General features: G+C 41.7%; 18 protein-coding genes and 1 pseudogene. 7 read left to right on the top strand and 12 right to left on the bottom strand.

The features are described 5' to 3' along the window. Window positions 1–57 precede the first annotated feature (57 nt). The gene (locus XDD1_RS08085; protein ID WP_045970220.1) at window positions 58–621 is read right to left on the bottom strand and encodes a YniB family protein; all 564 of its coding nucleotides are present in this window, start codon (window positions 619–621) and stop codon (window positions 58–60) included. A 408-nt stretch (window positions 622–1,029) separates the two neighbouring features. Between XDD1_RS08085 and XDD1_RS08080 the strand changes: the two genes are divergently transcribed. Both XDD1_RS08080 and XDD1_RS08075 read left to right on the top strand, forming a co-directional pair. After that, window positions 1,030–1,623, top strand: a complete 594-nt coding sequence (locus XDD1_RS08080) for a metal-dependent hydrolase (RefSeq protein WP_045970218.1) — start codon at window positions 1,030–1,032, stop codon at window positions 1,621–1,623. Between the two features lie 345 nt (window positions 1,624–1,968). Continuing rightward, entirely contained in the window at window positions 1,969–3,360 is a 1,392-nt protein-coding gene (locus XDD1_RS08075; protein WP_045970216.1) for an L-cystine transporter, read from the top strand. Between the two features lie 75 nt (window positions 3,361–3,435). Here the strand turns inward: XDD1_RS08075 and htpX are convergent, their stop codons facing one another. From htpX to ftnA, 8 genes are all read right to left on the bottom strand, one after another. Further along, complete coding sequence (gene htpX / locus XDD1_RS08070) at window positions 3,436–4,320, bottom strand: protease HtpX (protein ID WP_045970214.1); 885 nt, start codon at window positions 4,318–4,320, stop codon at window positions 3,436–3,438. Window positions 4,321–4,497: 177 nt separating this feature from the next. Then, the gene (gene prc / locus XDD1_RS08065; protein WP_045970212.1) at window positions 4,498–6,594 is read right to left on the bottom strand and encodes a carboxy terminal-processing peptidase; all 2,097 of its coding nucleotides are present in this window, start codon (window positions 6,592–6,594) and stop codon (window positions 4,498–4,500) included. Window positions 6,595–6,613: 19 nt separating this feature from the next. After that, window positions 6,614–7,324 (bottom strand): RNA chaperone ProQ, encoded by a 711-nt coding sequence (gene proQ / locus XDD1_RS08060; protein WP_045970210.1) that lies wholly within the window; start codon window positions 7,322–7,324, stop codon window positions 6,614–6,616. A 95-nt stretch (window positions 7,325–7,419) separates the two neighbouring features. After that, window positions 7,420–7,917: a GAF domain-containing protein gene (locus XDD1_RS08055; RefSeq protein WP_045970208.1), complete on the bottom strand. Its 498-nt coding sequence runs from the start codon at window positions 7,915–7,917 to the stop codon at window positions 7,420–7,422. Between the two features lie 418 nt (window positions 7,918–8,335). Next, window positions 8,336–8,689, bottom strand: coding sequence for a YebY family protein (locus XDD1_RS08050; RefSeq protein WP_045970206.1), 354 nt, complete (start codon window positions 8,687–8,689; stop codon window positions 8,336–8,338). Between the two features lie 85 nt (window positions 8,690–8,774). After that, window positions 8,775–9,710, bottom strand: a complete 936-nt coding sequence (copD, locus tag XDD1_RS08045; protein WP_045970204.1) for a copper homeostasis membrane protein CopD — start codon at window positions 9,708–9,710, stop codon at window positions 8,775–8,777. Next, the gene (gene copC, locus XDD1_RS08040; protein ID WP_045970202.1) at window positions 9,710–10,096 is read right to left on the bottom strand and encodes a copper homeostasis periplasmic binding protein CopC; all 387 of its coding nucleotides are present in this window, start codon (window positions 10,094–10,096) and stop codon (window positions 9,710–9,712) included. The genes copD and copC overlap by 1 nt, the downstream gene beginning before the upstream one ends. Before the next feature lie 223 nt (window positions 10,097–10,319). Next, on the bottom strand, window positions 10,320–10,826 hold the full coding sequence (gene ftnA, locus XDD1_RS08035; protein ID WP_045970200.1) for a non-heme ferritin: 507 nt from the start codon (window positions 10,824–10,826) through the stop codon (window positions 10,320–10,322). A 249-nt stretch (window positions 10,827–11,075) separates the two neighbouring features. Here ftnA and XDD1_RS08030 point away from each other — a divergent pair. Beyond that, a pseudogene (locus XDD1_RS08030) lies at window positions 11,076–12,067 on the top strand (IS30 family transposase). Window positions 12,068–12,256: 189 nt separating this feature from the next. Beyond that, the gene (locus XDD1_RS08020; RefSeq protein ID WP_045970196.1) at window positions 12,257–12,487 is read left to right on the top strand and encodes a DNA polymerase III subunit theta; all 231 of its coding nucleotides are present in this window, start codon (window positions 12,257–12,259) and stop codon (window positions 12,485–12,487) included. A 52-nt stretch (window positions 12,488–12,539) separates the two neighbouring features. Here the strand turns inward: XDD1_RS08020 and pip are convergent, their stop codons facing one another. The 3 genes from pip to XDD1_RS08005 form a co-directional block, all read right to left on the bottom strand. Continuing rightward, window positions 12,540–13,493: a prolyl aminopeptidase gene (pip, locus tag XDD1_RS08015; RefSeq protein ID WP_045970194.1), complete on the bottom strand. Its 954-nt coding sequence runs from the start codon at window positions 13,491–13,493 to the stop codon at window positions 12,540–12,542. 82 nt (window positions 13,494–13,575) lie between these two features. Then, entirely contained in the window at window positions 13,576–13,947 is a 372-nt protein-coding gene (gene yebF / locus XDD1_RS08010; RefSeq protein WP_045970192.1) for a protein YebF, read from the bottom strand. Between the two features lie 102 nt (window positions 13,948–14,049). Further along, entirely contained in the window at window positions 14,050–14,232 is a 183-nt protein-coding gene (locus XDD1_RS08005; RefSeq protein WP_045970190.1) for a YoaH family protein, read from the bottom strand. A 148-nt stretch (window positions 14,233–14,380) separates the two neighbouring features. Here XDD1_RS08005 and pabB point away from each other — a divergent pair, with 148 nt between their 5' ends. From pabB to XDD1_RS07990, 3 genes are all read left to right on the top strand, one after another. Beyond that, window positions 14,381–15,751, top strand: a complete 1,371-nt coding sequence (gene pabB / locus XDD1_RS08000; protein ID WP_045970188.1) for an aminodeoxychorismate synthase component 1 — start codon at window positions 14,381–14,383, stop codon at window positions 15,749–15,751. Next, the gene (locus tag XDD1_RS07995; protein ID WP_045970186.1) at window positions 15,748–16,317 is read left to right on the top strand and encodes a CoA pyrophosphatase; all 570 of its coding nucleotides are present in this window, start codon (window positions 15,748–15,750) and stop codon (window positions 16,315–16,317) included. Before pabB ends, XDD1_RS07995 begins: the two co-directional genes overlap by 4 nt. Window positions 16,318–16,485: 168 nt before the next feature. After that, a complete protein-coding gene (locus tag XDD1_RS07990; protein WP_045970184.1) occupies window positions 16,486–17,850 on the top strand; it encodes an L-serine ammonia-lyase in 1,365 nt (454 codons plus the stop codon). Window positions 17,851–17,994 lie beyond the last annotated feature (144 nt).

The raw sequence follows: 17,994 nt of genomic DNA, 5'->3' as shown, positions 1-17,994 counted from the left end.
TATTTTAACCAAAGCACTGTATGGTGCGTCCTTGCATAGTCATTAACTATTATTTAATTACATTACCACTCCCCAAAATTTAAATAAGAAATAAGCAATTGCACCGATAATGATAGGTGATATGTAAAGGATAAAAATCTGGCTGAATAAAGAATGACGGGGGAATTTAATTTTAGCTTCTAATTGTTCTTTGGTTATTCCACTTTCCTTCGCAAGTTCAAGGAGCATTTGATCTTCAATGCGCTCTTTGATGAATTTAAATTGACGATACATTCTCAAACCGGACGCACTCATTGCCAAACCAACAAACATCAGAATATAAATAACAAGAAAACTGATATTTTCCCCTGTGATCCCAGTAAGACGAGCTGGATTTGGTGAATGCTTCCAGAAAAAATCCAAAAATGGTGTATTAAATTTAATCATTTCTGTCATCATCCTGAGAAAATCATTTAATACCGCGTTAATACCATCACCTTTAACACCATTACCTTCAACACCATGTTGCCATGCGATCAGATTAACCACTGAGGCAAAAGTTGATAATAAAGACGGTACAAAAATAATCCAGCCCAAGATCCGTTTAGCAATAGCTACATATCCAGCTTGTTGATACGTCATGACATTCTCCATTGGCATAAATCATTTTATTTTTACTCAATGATAGTTCATAAGGAACCAACTTTAATCCTATTAGGAGAATAATTATCTTGTCTTTCCCATAAAAGTATTTCAGCTTTGTTAGCATCCATAACGAGATTTAATTTACTGAAATTGTTACAATTAAATCTCATTAATCACTGTTATTATCGTGGAGAGACTTGGGATGTCATTTCGTTTATCTATAGAAGCCGCCATTTTCCAATCCCTGTTGCACTATACATGACATGGCAGCGCAAACATTAATCGCCATATTAGTTAATAACAAATTTTTCCTACTTACCCTCTATCATCCTTGTGCAAAACCCTCTATACTGCCTAACTGTATGTATAAACAGCAATTAACATAAATAATTAGTATAAATCGTTATGACAGCAGAAGGACATCTTCTTTTTTCCGTTGCTAGCCTTGTATTGGCTCACCAACTAGAAATCACACCTGAAATAGCACAGGGAGATTGGTTACATATGCTTCCCGGTGTACTTCTGGCTTCATTGTTACCGGATATCGACCATCCAAGCTCAACGTTGGGCAGATTATTCCGCTTTATATCTATTCCAATAGCACGGTTATGTGGACATCGTGGCTTTACGCACAGTTTATTAGCGCTGCTCGTGGGGGTTACTCTATTCCAGACTGAAATACCTTCTGATTGGCCTATTCCAACTGATTTTGTTCATGCAATGATTATCGGTTATATCAGCCATCTTATTGCTGATATGCTGACGCCTGCCGGTATTCCACTCTTATGGCCACTGAGAATACGTTTTTGTTTCCCTATCCTTAGAGGTAAGGAGCGTAAAAAAGGCGAACGTTTCATTGCCGTATTGGTTATGGTGATCGCTATAATCCTTCCACAACATATCAACTTTTCATTTACTCACTATTTCGACAAATTACAATTTAACAAATTATCGTTTGATAAATTACCTATTGATAAGCTACAGAATTTCTACAAATAGCTGATCAATTCACATGCAGTCAATACCGTAACCCCATTTTAAAATGGGGTTATTAGTTAAAACCAAATAGAAAATCAACAGAAACACATTAGGATATATAACTAATCAAACTAGTTAGTGAAAAATGATTATATAAAATTCCATTTAATTATAAGTAAGCAACTTCTTATACTGATAATATTCTCCCTTAAACATTTCATGGTATGTATTCGATAGATTTCAAATTGAAATACAACTTACAAATCAGAGGATTAAGAGAAAATAGAATACACTTTTCTCATCATCCAGAACGATTACATATCATGCAAAAAAATATATATCACATATAAGTTTTGGAGACTAGGGATGAATTTACCACTCATCATCAACGTGCTCGTTTTTGTAGCACTGCTTGTTTTATTAGCAAAAACAAGTTCAAATCAATGGAGCTTGTCCAAAAAAGTGCTTGTAGCTCTAGTCGTAGGTGTCGTTTTTGGGCTGGCATTAAATATCATTTATGGAACAGATAACCCTACCGTGAAAGAATCCATTAAGTGGTTCAATATTGTCGGTAATGGTTATGTACAATTACTACAAATGGTTATCATGCCATTGGTTTTCGCTTCCATCCTAAGCGCCGTTGCACGCTTACATAAAGCCTCTTCCTTAGGGAAAATCAGCTTTCTTACCATTGGTACATTATTGTTCACTACCGCAATTTCCGCTTTAATCGGCATATTAATTGCCAATTTATTTGGGCTAAGTGCAACTGGACTCATTCAAGGCACTCAAGAAACAGCTCGTTTATTAGCAATCGAAAGCAATTATATTGGCAAAGTTGCAGACATGAGCGTGCCTCAAATCATTCTTTCTTTTATCCCCAAAAATCCCTTTGCTGATCTGACAGGAGCGCGGCCTACTTCCATTATTAGTGTTGTCATTTTTGCGACGTTCTTAGGCATTGCCGCATTACAAATGCTAAAAGATGATCATGAACGCGGTAATCGGGCTCTCGTTGCCATTGATACAATGCAGGCATGGGCAATGAAACTGGTTAGGTTGGTTATGCGCCTCACACCCTATGGCGTAATGGCGCTAATGACCAAAGTTGTTGCCAGTTCCAATATCCATGATATTACTCAATTAGGTAATTTTGTTGTTGCTTCTTACATCGCGCTTGGCCTGATGTTCGTTGTACATGGTGGGCTTTTGGCATTCACGGGAATTAATCCCCTGAAATTCTTTAAAAAAGCAGGCCCTGTACTGACATTTGCATTTACCAGCCGTTCAAGCGCGGCAAGTATCCCTTTGAATGTTGAGACACAAACTCGCCGCCTCGGTGTACCTGAGTCCATTGCCAGCTTCTCTGCTTCTTTTGGTGCGACTATTGGACAAAATGGTTGTGCGGGTATTTATCCGGCCATGCTGGCAGTGATGGTGGCGCCAACTGTAGGTATTGATCCCTTTGATCCTGTGTGGATTGCGACACTTGTGGGAATTGTGACTATCAGCTCTGCCGGTGTTGCTGGCGTTGGTGGTGGAGCAACATTTGCAGCCTTGATTGTTCTGCCTGCCATGGGACTCCCTGTCACCTTAGTGGCACTGCTAATTTCTGTTGAACCTCTGATTGACATGGGACGTACCGCATTAAATGTTAATGGTGCGATGACAGCAGGGACAATCACCAGTCAATTGATGGGAAAAACCAATAAAGAAGTGTTTTCGCAAGATGAAAAAGTGGTATTAAACCAGTCTTAATTCAAAAGAGATTAAAATAGGATCAACTAATAAAGCCGAGGGTCATGATAAACCTCGGCTTTGTATTTTATCGCATTATTTTAGGTATTCACCGCTGCGAAGCGCTTCAATACGCTTGTCCAATGGCGGATGGGACAAGAACAATTCACTGAAACTCTTCGATTTGCCATTAATACAGAATGCCATCATTCTCCCCTCTTCCTGAGGTTCATAGCTGGTCTTAAGACGTTGCAACGCAGCAATCATCTTTTCGCGTCCAACCAATTTTGCTGACCCTGCATCTGCATGGAATTCACGGTAACGGGAGAACCACATGGTAATAATACTTGCCAGAATACCAAATACGATCTCCAACACCATGGAGAGCACCATGTAGACAATGGGATTGCCATTACTGCTGCTCTCACTTTCATCATCGTTGCTGGAAAGGAAACTTGCAGCAGCCTGTGCAATGATACGTGAAATGAAGATAACGAATGTATTTACGATACCCTGCAATAATGTCATGGTCACCATATCACCATTAGCGATATGGCTAATTTCATGTGCAATGACGGCCTCAGCCTCATCACGGCTCATATTGTTCAGTAACCCTGTACTAACCGCAACCAGTGAAGCATTACGACGTGCCCCTGTTGCAAATGCGTTAATATCCAAGGCATCATAGATAGCCACCTGTGGCATAGTAATTCCAACCTGATCTGCCTGACGACGTACGGTTTCCATCAACCAGGCTTCAGTTTCGTTGGAAGGTTTTTCAATAATTTGCCCACCAACAGAACGCAGCGCCATCCATTTCGACATTAACAAAGAAATGAACGCTCCACCAAAACCAAACAAACCAGCCATAATCATGAGGCCAGCAACACTGCTCCGCTGAACACCTGTAAGTGAAAGTATTATTCCAAACACCACCATAACAGCAAGGTTTGTGAGAAGGAACAAGGCGATTCTCATCATATAAATTTGCTTCCTTTAATGATCAAACAGTTCAACTAAGAGTTAAGCCATAAAATGGGGATTATCCCAATAGTATTCAAGTTTTTTAAGATGTTAAACGATAGAAAAAACATAACTTTACAATATGACAAAAGGCCGACTATCAAGCCGACCTTTTATCTATAGCGAATATTAAAACTATTTCGTTGCAGCCAATTCAGCGGACTGGTGCGCAAAATCCAGTGCAATTTTTACAGATTCATCTAAGTAAGGGTCTGGACCTTTATAATCTTTTGATAAATCATCAAATGACTTGAGCAGCTTTTTACCTTCCCGTTTAAAACGTTCATTAATATGATTCAATTTGATTGTTTCATATTCTTTGTTTTCTTTTTCTCTTTGAGCATAGTTCAAGGAGAAAACACCGTTACGTTCTTTGATGACTTTCTGGTAAGCAATCTCTTGTTTGATATATTTAAACTCAGGATCATTAGCAATCCGTTGATTATGCAGTTTAGTCAGTAACGGCGTTAACGCTGAAATCACTTTCAAGGAAGTATAAGGCGCGGGCTGAATGCTGTCCCAAGGTAACGCATTATCCTCTTGGCTTTCCCCTGTTTCAGAAGGTACTTCCCCTGTCGGCATAACGATATCAGGCGTTACCCCTTTAAGCTGAGTACTGCCGCCATTTATCCGATAAAATTTCTGGATAGTGTATTGCACAGAACCAATCTCTGGCCACTCAGGCCGCAGCATCTGGTCATAAATACGATTCAAAGGGCGGTATTGCTGAACAGTACCTTTACCGAAGGAAGGCTCTCCCACAATTAACCCGCGACCATAATCTTGCATCGCTGCCGCAAAAATTTCAGACGCAGAAGCGCTTCTATTATCAATCAAAACGACCAGAGGTCCTTTATAATATATTGCCTCATCCGTATCTGCTTCCACTTTAACTCTACCAGTATTGTCCCGAATCTGAACAACAGGCCCCGTAGGAATAAATAAGCCAGATAACGATACAGCTTCTGTCAACGCGCCACCACCATTGCCACGCAAGTCAATGATAATCGAGGAAATACCTTGTTTGGTAAGTTTCTGCAACTGTACTTTTACATCGTTAGTTAAGCCGACATAGAAACTGGGTATATCCAGGACACCCACTTTCTCCTTCCCTACGGTTTTCACCGACATCTTGACAGCCTTATCTTCAAGACGGATATTCTCACGGGTTAAGGTAATAATGTGGTTTTTTACCCCCTTCGCACTTGGAATGATTTCAAGGCGGACTTTACTCCCCTTCGGCCCTTTGATAAGAGCAACAACATCTTCCAAACGCCATCCAACAACATCGACAATTGGCTTGCCTACTTGCCCAACACCGATGATCTTATCCCCAACTTTCAATAAATGGCTTTTAGCCGCAGGGCCGCCTGCAAGCAATGAATTAATGGAAATATACTCATCATCATATTGCAAAACAGCACCGATACCTTCAAGAGACAAACTCATCTCTGAATTAAACTGTTCTGTATCACGCGGCGAGAGATAACTAGTGTGTGGGTCTATTTCACGAGCAAAAGCCATCATGATATTTTGAAAAACATCTTCACTCTTGGTTTGTGTGAGGCGTTTCAACAACGTCCGATAACGCTTGGTCAGAATTTCTTTGATTTCTTTATCATTTTTGCCGGATAACTTAAGGTTTATCCAATCAGATTTTATTTTAGCATCCCAAAGTTTATCCAACTCCTCAACACTCTTTGGCCACGGTGCTTTAGTACGGTCAGCTTCGATTTTGTCATAGCCGTTTAAATCAACAGGTTGATCTAAATGAGCAAGGACATATTGATAACGTTCAAAACGACGCTTTTGCATCAGATTAAAGAGGTCATAAGGAAGTTTTAGCTCGCCATTTTCAAGCTCTTTTCCTAACTCGCCTTTTTGGACCGCGAACTGCGCGATATCAGATGCCAAAAAAACATTGTGCCCATAATCCAATTGATTCAGGTAACGATCAAAAATTTTTCCTGAGAAATCCACATCCAGATAAAACTGGCGATAATGGGAACGAAGAAAGCGGGAAGCAATCCGCTTACTTACTGTGGGATGTTGTGGTTCCGGCTTTAGATCTGGCAACTGGCTCAGATTAATAACAGCAGTATTGTGACTACTAGTGACATTGGCGTTGGTAGCATGGCCACCATTAGCGACATTGCCATTAATAGTGTCTGCATAACCTATACTAGAAAATGATAGACCTAAAACGAAAGCCAAAATAATGAGTTTGTTCATGCCCAAGTTGGCCTCCGTATCAGAACTTTAAGTGTTCTGCGCGTACAATCATTGCTAAACCAGTAGGTAACTGCACCCTTACACCATCTTTTGCAATTTCAAGCACAGATGCGTTCACTAGGCTCTTTCCTACATTGACTTTGATTGTCTGACCGACTGTCAAAGAGGATACGTCAGTGACTGAAGTTAATTCAGGTTGTGCAATTTTCTTGATGGTTTTGTCTGCTGGTTTACGCGATTGTTGCTGACGGTCTTGCGAACGTGCTGGACGTTTTTCATCATCGCCTGATCTCTTTTGACGGCGAGGAACCGGCTTCTTATTCACAGGACGATCATTTTTCTTGTCAGATACGTTTTCAGCTTCACGTTTCTTGGCACGCTGCTCGGCGCGTTGAGCCTGTACCCGTGCTTTCGCTTCCGCCAGTTGTTGACGCGCATGTTCAATATGTTCAACTTCCAGCTCACCACACATGTTCCCGTCAAGGTCAACACGCTGAGCGCCCTCCTTTACACCATAGAGATAGCGCCAACTGGAAGTATACAAACGCAGGGCAGAACGGAGCTGTGTTTTACTTAAACACTCTTCCTCCTGAATGCGTTCAACGATGTCCTGAAAGATCCCAATCTTCAAAGGACGTGCTTCACCTTCTGCTACAAAGCAAAGCGGGAAGCGCTCAGCCAAGAAAGCAATGACTTCTTTACTACTGTTCAACTTAGGTTGATTTTCCATGAAATTTCCTGATTACAACGGTTTTGCCAACCAGCGCAGGCATGAACAGGCGACATTATAATAGCGTTGCTGATAAATGCCACGTTATACGTATGTTAAGTTACGTTCTGTTGTAGATATTTTGACACAACACATTGTCCCAAATGGTTACAAAGCCTGATAACTAGCGCTTTCAAGCCATTTTCATCATGCTCGTCAAACCGATCAAAAACCGTGCTATCAATATCCAAAACACCAATAACATGCCCATTGATTACCAAAGGAAGCACAATTTCAGCATTACTGGTGGCATCGCAGGCTATATGACCAGAGAAAGTATGCACATCGGAAATACGCTGTATACTCTTATTTGCAACAGCCGTTCCACATACACCTTTTCCTATTGGAATGCGAACGCAAGCGTTCTTGCCCTGAAATGGCCCTAATATTAGGGTATCATTATCTACTAAATAAAAGCCAACCCAATTAACATGATCCAAACGTTCGTATAACAATGCACTTGTGTTAGCAAGAGAAGCAATAAAGTCGCACTCCCCTGATAGCAGTGCTATCAAGCTATCTGCTAGTTCTTGATAAAACTGATTCTTATCCATAAGCCCCTACACAATAGATGTAAATCAAACAAAATATTAACAATGGTTTTACACAAGGTTTTTGCCATATCTAACAGACTATTTCTGAACGTGATCTGTCACTATGACTTGAAATTTCTTTCAGAATACCGTTTCTCTTCCTGAATTTAAATTTTCTTTAATTATTTTTACCAGTATTCACTTATAAAATTTAGGGCGATATCACAGCTTAATTAAAAGATGGCCTGACTTACATTCAGGATTGTGCCTTTGTTCATATTTTTATGATAAATAAAAAAAGGCCGAGTTCACTCCTCTACTCGGCCTAGGGAAAAATGGCTCTATCAAAGAGCCTTGCGCTAAAAGTTACCATTGAGACGTAGAACAACTTACCATTTAAAGCGTAGTTGACATGCAATGATTTACCAAGTTTTAGCCATTATCGGTTGAATGGGACAGGGTCACATAAAGTCAATGCGGCTTGCTGAAATGGCTCAATACTCATTTTTTGGTTGGGATGTTCAGGATCATTTAAAAGGATAGTATCTAATGATGATGCAATAACTTTATTGGATTTCATCAGTTGTATCGCTTGATCATTCAACGGATACTGCATCAGTGTACTAGGATTTATCACAAACAACGCGCCACCTGACCGACAATCAAGCATAACCTCTTCGCGGGTAAATGCCCATTGTTTGCCAAACTGTAGTTTACTAATCGTTTTTATCGGTGCAGCGACTCCCTGAAAAGAGAGAAGCAAAAAAGCCAGCGCCCAAAATACTCGTTTCATTATCATTCCCCTGATAGATACATGTCGTGATTTTATCGCTAATTTTCCTGTTTATGTACTCAGATTTGCCTCAATCGTTCAAAGATCACACAGGAGGTTGCGTTGCAAAAATCGCTACGCATAACAATGCCGTTGTACCCAGAATCATTTCCAGCCAGCTATTGATGATCAATTGCTGATAACTTCCTTTCTGCTTTAACGTTGGCACTAAGATATAGCGATTAATCAAAGCCAAAAGTACCATTCCAATAACCATAATTATTTTTAGCCATAACATGGATTGATATTCAGAAAGTGTTCGATTGAAAATAGGCCAACCCGGAATGAGAATCACACTACTGATAATTCCCGTCACAATCACCAGAAACACAGCAAAATGCCCATAAAGAGAGAATTTTCTCATGGCTGTTATGCTATGTGAATAGAGGTCAACCGCGATATTTTCGCGATGAGAGGATAAGTTTGTTTCTGATGTCTGCCTTAAGCGCAAAAATTGTAGACACAATAAAAATGGCCACAATCCACCAAACCAGTAACCTGCGCTCAATAAATGGATAACTTGATTGGCTTGAAGAAACAATCCTAGACTCCCTTCATACATCGCCGCATGTCCAATGAAGGCATGGCTGGTGAGTAGAATGATTGAGCAACCCAACAACAGGAAATTTCTGGCCTTGATATTGGAAAGGAACAATCCGCCGACCGCAAAAGCAGCGATCAATAACTGCCATTTCCATACTTGCCCAAAAGAGGTTCCTAACACCGCTAACCAGATATCCAGAGCATAAACATCGTGCCAGCCATCCCCCATCAATCCAGCCTGTGCAATAAACCAGACGATTGAGGTTATGAAAGCCAGCACAGTGCTGATTAAAACTCCCACTTTCAGCCGTTCTCTCATTAACGCCGAGAAATGACCAGAAACCAGCATGACCGTGAATAAGCTCAGGCCAAACATCAACATCACAACCACAAAATGAGAGAAACGGCAAAATACGTATAGCGCCTCTAGGGAAATCATTATCTTACAGTGAAACTATAAACGCCTTTGGTTTTATGACCATCGACGGAGAGCACACTCCAGTCAACACGGTATTTTCCTGCAACAAGTTGCCCTTCAACTGGCAGGATTAATTGAGTTTTGGTTTCAGGATCAAGCGCCAATTTACCTGTTTTAACCGCACTCTTTTCTGGACCAATCAATTTTACCTGACTGAACCCAAGTTCAATACGTTCTGAGAAGCTCAAGGTGATGGCTTGTGGGGCAGTTTCAATCGTTGTGTTTTCTGCGGGAGTCTGATCTTTCAAATGTGCATGAGCCAAAGCCTGCTGGCAAGACATGCCGACAAACAGAACCACAAGAGCAGATAATTTGGTCCAGAATGAACGGATGTTAAGAATAGACATATAGATAACCCTTTAATATGTAGATGAATTTTTTATACTTGAAGGGAGATTCTATACCAAAAAATCTGTTTAATCTGCGGTAATTGGCGAGTAATGTCCTGACCTGTGAGGCACTACGCAAAAATGGGGATATTAGGGAGATAAAGAGAGAGCCGTAACTCCCATTTCACCGCGCATAAAAAAACACACGGAGAAATGGGAACTACGGTGAAAAACAATTCAATCAGGCGTGTGCTGGTGCCATAGATAATCCCTTAAGATCTTTATCCAGCAAAAACAGCGATTTTCCGCTTTCACCCACCATATCCAATTTATCCAGGATAGATTTGAACAGTTTCTCTTCTTCGTGCTGTTCAGCAACATACCACTGTAAGAAATTAAAGGTGGAGTAATCTTGTGTTGTCATCGCGACATGAGCGAGCTTATTGATCTCTTCTGTGATCAGTTTTTCATGCTCATAAGTTTGATTGAACACATCTGAGATAGACTTGAATTCAACAGGAGGAGCCTGAATAGCACCCAATACAGGCATTGAACCCGTGTCGCCCAAATAATCAAACAAACGTTGCATATGTTGCATTTCTTCCTGCGAATGGGTTCTTAAAAACGCAGCGGCACCTTCATATCCCTTATCACTACACCATGCACTCATTTGCAAGTATAAATTCGCAGAGTAAAATTCCAGATTTAATTGTTCGTTTAATTTTTTGATCATTTCTTGTTTTAACATCGGCCGATTCTCCTAATTATTCGTTAAACTCGGCGTATTATGCCAATTAAAACCGCATAAGACAAAAATAAAATTAAAATATTTAACACATTGATAATAAACAATTTATTTATAAAAAACCAACAAGAATAAATCTCATTAAATATAAGAAAATAAGAATTAGTCTTGGATTCGCATAGTAAGTGCAATTTCTAAGAAAGGCGGTCAGTTGCTATAGTAGGCATCTTTCTCGCCAAAGGAAAATGCACTATGGCCTATACGCAACTGACCGAAACAGAAAGATACCAGATTTTCGGCTTAAAAGAAGCCGGTTTTACACAACGTTTTATTGCAACGTCGCTTAATCGGGCCCCATCAACAATTAGCCGGGAATTGAGACGAAACCGGGAAGCCGAGAAATATGAACCTGAACAAGCTCAGCGTAAAGCATTAGAACGCCGTCATTCTAAGGTAAAAGCCGTAAAAATCACGCCAGAGATAACAAAGTGGATAAAACAGTTAATTTGGCAAGATTTAAGTCCGGAACAAGTTGTGGGTTATCTCAAGCGGGAAGCGAAAATCTCTTTACATCATGAAACAATTTATCGATTGATTTATAAAGATAAAATAAATGGCGGTGATTTATGGCAACATCTTAGGATAGCGAAAAAACCGTATCGTAAACGCTATGGAAGCCATGAGCACAGAGGAAAAATTAAAAACAGAGTCAGTATTGATAAGCGCCCAAAAATTGTTGATAAAAAGCAGCGTATTGGGGATTGGGAAGGGGAAACTATCGTTGGCAAAGATCGTAAAAATGCCTTATTGATTTTAGTTGAACGAAAAATCGTATTTTACGATCATCATTTAAACTTGAAGATAAAACAAGCAGAAGGTGGTGCAAAAGGGGCGACAAGACCTTTTTTCGAATAAAAAACCTAAAAGTTAAAAACAATTACCTTTTGATAAACGGACTCGAATTTGCCGAACACGAACGGATCGGTAAAAATTTAGAGACAAAAATTTATTTTGCTCATCCGTATTCCCCTTGGGAAAGAGGGATAAATGAGAACATAAATGGATTAATCAGAGATTACTTCCCAAAAGGAACCGATTTTAATAAGGTATCAGAGCGGGAGGTTAACCTTGTGGCAAACCGACTAAATAATCGACCACGTAAGACACGAGATTATAAAACACCGAATGAGTTATTTACAGGAACCCCAACTCATTTACTTCGTTCATTACGGTGTTGCGCTTAATATGCGAATCCAAGAGTTTTATTTAATTAAATTTTTATGCAAAAAAACATTTTTAATAAAAATGAGAATTGATGTTATTTATATTTATCAAGGTGCTTTTTTGTCCTTTTTAAACAACTTGCCAAACAAGAAAGAGTCGATTAATTTTCTTTCCAGAGAAATAAAAAATACGTTTTCAGAGAGGCCAGTATGGAACATAACTTAGCCAAGTTATCTAAAGATGAGATGGATAAGGTCAATGTTGATTTAGCAGCATCCGGTGTTGCTTTTAAAGAACGCTATAACATGCCTGTGATCCCTGACACCGTTGAGCAATCACAACCCTCACACCTGCGGGAATATTTCCAGCAGCGCTTGCAGCACTACCGCCAGCAATCAAGGTTACTGTCACGTCTGCCTTATGAGCCGAAAAGTCGTTGACAGGATGATAAGGTAAAAAGGATAACCACCTCTTTGCGGGTGGTTATCTCCGCTATTTTCCAGCAAATTTATCCGTCGCCTTGATGAGTTGGTGTAAAATGCCCGCTTCATCAAAAGAATGGCCAGCGCCTTCCACAATATGCAGTTCAGCCTCCGGCCAGGCTTTTGCCAAATCCCACGCATTCTGTACCTGACAGGCCATATCATAGCGCCCATGAATAATCACTGCGGGGATATGCCTGATCACATCAATGTGGTTCAGTAATTGCTGCGTTTCATCCATAAAACCATTATTGATAAAGTAATGATTTTCAATACGCGCAAATGCCAAAGCAAAATTCTCTTCGGAGAAAGAATCTGAGTTTTCAGAAGGCAACAATGTTACTGTTTCGCCTTCCCAGAGACTCCATAAACGCGCAGCTTCCAACTGCACTTGCAAATCTTCACTCGTCAGCCGTTTGTTATAGGCGAATATCACATCCTTACGCTCTTCTTCCGACAGGATAGATAATGTACGTTCCCATTTTTCCGGGAAAAAACGAGAAGCGCCTTCTTGATAATACCACTGCAATTCTTGGGGACGGAGCAAGAAGATCCCTCGCAATACTAATTCTGACACCCTGTCCGGATGTTTTTCAGCGTAAGCTAAAGACAGCGTTGATCCCCATGAGCCACCAAAAACCAGCCACTTCTCAACGCCCATAAGATGACGCAGCCGTTCAAGATCTTCGATCAAATGCCAGGTTGTATTATTTTCCAGGCTGGCATGAGGCTTAGAACGCCCGCAACCACGCTGATCAAATAACATAATATGGTAACGTTCGGGATCGAATAACCGGCGATGATAGTTTGCTATTCCACCACCAGGGCCACCATGAATGAATACCGCAGGCTTACCTGCCGGATTACCGCACAACTCCCAATAAATCTGGTGCCCGTCTCCCGTCTCTAAGTATCCTGTTTGATACGCATTATAAGCGGGGTAGAGTTTTCGTCGTTCCGTCATAAGGCCCTCTCACTGTTTAAACAAAACGGGATACTCTCCAGTATCCCGCACATATTTACAGAAAAGATAGTGTGACAAATTTTTACTTCACTTCACTATAACTGATAGTCTCTTTTTGACAATCAATGGTGACATTGTAACTTTTGTCTTTTTTTGTCCCCCGGACGATAAGTGGAACCTGTAACGTGTTCGCATCACCCGTAATATCATTGACATTTACCCATGCAATCGGTTTTGACGTGCCTAATTGCTTTCTGTCTTTATCCCAATGATTAATCCGATTTTGTAAAAAATCTTGCTTAACCTGTGCCGCCACTTGATCTTTGGTTAAATTTTGGCAAGAAATAAACTTCGCCACACGCTCGTTTTCAGCCGCGCTTGTAGTAAACGAAACAGCAAGCAGAACACCTGCACTCAATAAACCAATACGATGAATAAACTGATTTGCCTTCATATTTACCTCCTATTACCTTGCAAATAATATGGATTAAAAGTTGCGATAAATTAACATGTAGTAGAAAGTAATTATGTGAGTTTTGTTAAAAATGCGTTGCGATTAGTTTTCGTCATCCTCAAATAAAACAGGGATCTGCTCTTTACCCTGATGCTTTTCGCGCAATTCCTTAGCAACAATGGCAATGGCTTCGCCACTGCCCATCCCTTCGGAAATGAGCTGATGGATCTTTTCTACGGCAGCTTGCTGCTCTTCATGGGATAGTGCCGGCATACCTGAAAACATAGCGATAACCTCAAACAAAACATAACAATTAATGGCAGGCAGCGATTATAGCCTTTTTTATCTCAAGTCAGGAGTGGGATTATGTGATAATCTCCGCCGATTAATATGTTACTCCTTGTGAATTGCCAAACACGATACTGATTCTGTCATGAAAATTGCATTACAAAAACGGCAACTACCTTATTCTCCTGATCTTGCCATTCACTATTTCGCCCCGCTTTCTGCATTACCTTGGGCGATGCTGTTACATTCCGGAACGGCTGAACATCCGCATAATCGCTTTGATATCCTCGTCGCTGAACCTGTGACAACATTTGTCACTCAAGGAAAATCGACCGAAATTAATCATCATGGTCAGGTTGCTCTTTCTCAGGAAGATCCCTTCCTGTTGCTGAAAAACCATCTTCACGCCTCTGGTGTCAATGCGCAGTTTGATCCGGATCTCCCTTTTCAAGGAGGCGCATTAGGGATATGGGGATACGATCTTGGGCGACGCATCGAAAAGTTACCCGAATTAACCGCCAATGAACTGGGCTTCCCGGATATGGCCATCGGTATCTACGATTGGGGGGTCATTATTGATCATCAGCTCCAACAGGCAACATTATTGAGCTACCACAATATTGACGAACGGCTGATATGGCTGGAGTCTTTGCAAGAAAATCGGCAAGAAGATTTTTCTCTGACCAATCCGTGGCAATCCAACATGACAGCCCAGCAATACCATGAAAAAATTGCTCAAATCCACCGCTACCTGCGAGAAGGGGATTGCTATCAAGTCAATTTATCCCAACGGTTCCATGCCAATTATCAGGGCGATGAATGGCAGGCATTTATCCGGCTCAATGAGAGTAATCGGGCGCCTTTTTCTGCCTTTATCCGCTTACCTGAGCACTGTGTTATCAGCATCTCACCTGAACGTTTTATTCTTCTGGAAGATAACCACATTCAGACTCGTCCAATAAAAGGAACGCGGCCACGATTACCAGACCCCGCAGAAGATCAACGGCAAGCCGAGAAATTAGCCAGTTCACGGAAAGATCGCGCTGAAAACCTGATGATTGTTGATCTGCTGAGAAATGATATTGGGCGGGTGGCGACTCCCGGCTCAGTCAAAGTCCCTGAGTTATTTGTTGTCGAACCTTTTCCGGCCGTACATCATCTGGTCAGCACCGTCACCGCAACCTTGCCTGACACCTATCACGCCACTGATTTACTGCGGGCCTGTTTTCCGGGGGGATCAATTACGGGAGCGCCTAAAATTCGCGCTATGGAAATCATTGAAGAATTGGAACCGCATCGCAGACATGGATATTGTGGTGCGATTGGCTATATTAGTTTCTGCGGTACAATGGACAGCAATATTACTATTCGTACCTTACTGACAGAAAAAGGAAAAATTTACTGTTGGGCGGGTGGTGGTATCGTCGCAGACAGCATTGCTGAAAAAGAGTATCAGGAAACATTTGATAAACTCGGGCGGATCTTACCTCAATTAGGGGAACTCTCTCTACCATGATATCGATTTCTGACTTCATCCATCGGTTTCAATTACAGCTTCCTGCACGGCCGGCACATTTGGCGCACAACCCACGGAATGCTGCGGTGTTATTGCCGATCATATGTAAGCCAGAACCCACGCTGTTACTCACTCAACGCTCCGCACATCTCCGCTCCCATGCGGGGCAAATTGCTTTTCCCGGCGGAGCGGCAGATCCGGAAGACGCTTCCCTGATTGCTACTGCCTTGCGTGAGGCAGAAGAAGAAGTCAGCCTGCCGCAGAATAAAGTGCAAATACTGGGGCAATTAGCCCCGTTGGACAGTATCGGCGGTTATTGTGTGACTCCGGTCATTGGGCTGGTTGCCGAACCTATCGTTTTTCGAACCAATCCAGCCGAAGTCGCCGGCATTTTTGAAATTCCCTTGTCTGATGCCCTTTCCCTGCCCCATTATCGCTATCTGGATATAAAACGTCGCAACCAGCAGCGCCGGGTCTATTTTTACTGGCATCAGGAGCATATGATTTGGGGATTAACCGCGGCTATTATTTATCGTTTAGCGCAGCAAGTGCAAAAAACATCCTGAACTGGACAAAAAATGCCATAAAACTGTGCATTACTTATCCATAATCATATCAATTGCTATTATAATTAAAAAAAAACTGTAAACTCCTTTATCAACACTACCAAATAACAGTAAAGTAGCGCGCTTTATATAAATAACTATATCTCTTTCTTCTTAAAGGAGTCTGGCGTGATTAGCGTTTTCGACATGTTTAAGGTGGGTATTGGCCCATCCAGCTCTCATACTGTTGGTCCTATGAAAGCAGGCAAACAATTTGTCGATGATCTTGTAAACCAGGGGGTAATGTCCTCTATCACGCGTGTAGCTGTTGATGTGTACGGCTCACTTTCATTAACCGGGAAAGGTCACCATACGGATATCGCTATCATCATGGGTTTGGCAGGTAATATGCCGGCAACCGTTGATATTGATTCAATTCCAGGTTTTATTCGTGATGTTGAGCAAACTGAACGTTTGCCGCTGGCAAATGGTTTACACGAAGTCGATTTTCCTCGCGATGGCGGTATGAACTTCCGTAGCGATAACCTATCACTGCACGAAAACGGCATGCAAATTCATGCGTTCGCCGGTGACGAAAAAGTTTACAGCAAAACCTACTACTCTATCGGTGGTGGTTTTATTATTGATGAAGAACATTTTGGCAAGCCATCCCAAGATTCCAAACCTGTTTCTTACCCTTACAGTTCGGCGGCAGAATTGCTGATGAACTGTAATAAGACAGGCTTGTCTCTTTCTGGCTTGATGATGAAAAATGAGTTGGATTTACACAGCAAAGAAGAAATTGCTGAGTATTTCGCGGATGTCTGGGCAACCATGCAGGCCTGTATTGAACGTGGCCTGAACACCGAAGGGGTTTTGCCAGGCCCCTTGCGTGTTCCCCGCCGTGCAGCAGCCTTGCACCGTATGCTGACATCCTCAAACAAATTGTCTAATGACCCAATGAATGTGGTTGATTTAATCAATATGTTTGCCCTGGCCGTCAATGAAGAAAACGCCGCCGGCGGCCGTGTTGTTACCGCACCAACCAATGGGGCATGTGGTATCGTCCCTGCCGTCCTGGCCTATTACAACCACTGCATTGAACCGGTGACACCGGAACTGTACACCCGCTATTTCCTGGCGTCTGGTGCCATCGGCATCCTGTATAAGATGAATGCTTCTATTTCTGGTGCGGAAGTTGGCTGTCAGGGTGAAGTTGGCGTTGCGTGTTCGATGGCGGCGGCCGGCATTGCAGAATTACTTGGCGCCAGCCCTGAACAGGTTTGCATCGCAGCAGAAATTGGCATGGAACATAACCTCGGCCTGACTTGTGACCCTGTCGCGGGACAAGTGCAAGTTCCCTGCATTGAACGTAATGCGATCGCTTCAGTCAAAGCGATCAATGCTGCCCGCATGGCACTCCGCCGTACCAGTGAACCGCGGGTTTCTCTCGATAAAGTGATTGAAACCATGTATGAAACCGGCAAGGACATGAACGCGAAATACCGTGAAACTTCACGCGGGGGTTTGGCGATTAAAGTTCAGTGTGACTAATATAAGGTATCACTCACTGATCTTGTGATGAGCGATATTTTTGACTGTTTTTTTGCCATATCTACATGCTAGCCTAAATAATATCCCTGCCATTTGGTGGGGATATTTTTTTTGGCTGAAACGAATTAACAAAGTACATTATTT

The sequence above is a fragment of the Xenorhabdus doucetiae genome (assembly GCF_000968195.1).
GTDB lineage: Bacteria > Pseudomonadota > Gammaproteobacteria > Enterobacterales > Enterobacteriaceae > Xenorhabdus > Xenorhabdus doucetiae.
This window is presented reverse-complemented; position numbering and strand designations above follow the sequence as displayed.

Coding starts and splice junctions, on each gene's coding strand:
- XDD1_RS08085 (WP_045970220.1), bottom strand. CDS start 621: ATGACGTATCAACAAGCTGGATATGTAGCTATTGCTAAACGGATCTTG.
- XDD1_RS08080 (WP_045970218.1), top strand. CDS start 1,030: ATGACAGCAGAAGGACATCTTCTTTTTTCCGTTGCTAGCCTTGTATTG.
- XDD1_RS08075 (WP_045970216.1), top strand. CDS start 1,969: ATGAATTTACCACTCATCATCAACGTGCTCGTTTTTGTAGCACTGCTT.
- htpX (WP_045970214.1), bottom strand. CDS start 4,320: ATGATGAGAATCGCCTTGTTCCTTCTCACAAACCTTGCTGTTATGGTG.
- prc (WP_045970212.1), bottom strand. CDS start 6,594: ATGAACAAACTCATTATTTTGGCTTTCGTTTTAGGTCTATCATTTTCT.
- proQ (WP_045970210.1), bottom strand. CDS start 7,324: ATGGAAAATCAACCTAAGTTGAACAGTAGTAAAGAAGTCATTGCTTTC.
- XDD1_RS08055 (WP_045970208.1), bottom strand. CDS start 7,917: ATGGATAAGAATCAGTTTTATCAAGAACTAGCAGATAGCTTGATAGCA.
- XDD1_RS08050 (WP_045970206.1), bottom strand. CDS start 8,689: ATGAAACGAGTATTTTGGGCGCTGGCTTTTTTGCTTCTCTCTTTTCAG.
- copD (WP_045970204.1), bottom strand. CDS start 9,710: ATGATTTCCCTAGAGGCGCTATACGTATTTTGCCGTTTCTCTCATTTT.
- copC (WP_045970202.1), bottom strand. CDS start 10,096: ATGTCTATTCTTAACATCCGTTCATTCTGGACCAAATTATCTGCTCTT.
- ftnA (WP_045970200.1), bottom strand. CDS start 10,826: ATGTTAAAACAAGAAATGATCAAAAAATTAAACGAACAATTAAATCTG.
- XDD1_RS08020 (WP_045970196.1), top strand. CDS start 12,257: ATGGAACATAACTTAGCCAAGTTATCTAAAGATGAGATGGATAAGGTC.
- pip (WP_045970194.1), bottom strand. CDS start 13,493: ATGACGGAACGACGAAAACTCTACCCCGCTTATAATGCGTATCAAACA.
- yebF (WP_045970192.1), bottom strand. CDS start 13,947: ATGAAGGCAAATCAGTTTATTCATCGTATTGGTTTATTGAGTGCAGGT.
- XDD1_RS08005 (WP_045970190.1), bottom strand. CDS start 14,232: ATGTTTTCAGGTATGCCGGCACTATCCCATGAAGAGCAGCAAGCTGCC.
- pabB (WP_045970188.1), top strand. CDS start 14,381: ATGAAAATTGCATTACAAAAACGGCAACTACCTTATTCTCCTGATCTT.
- XDD1_RS07995 (WP_045970186.1), top strand. CDS start 15,748: ATGATATCGATTTCTGACTTCATCCATCGGTTTCAATTACAGCTTCCT.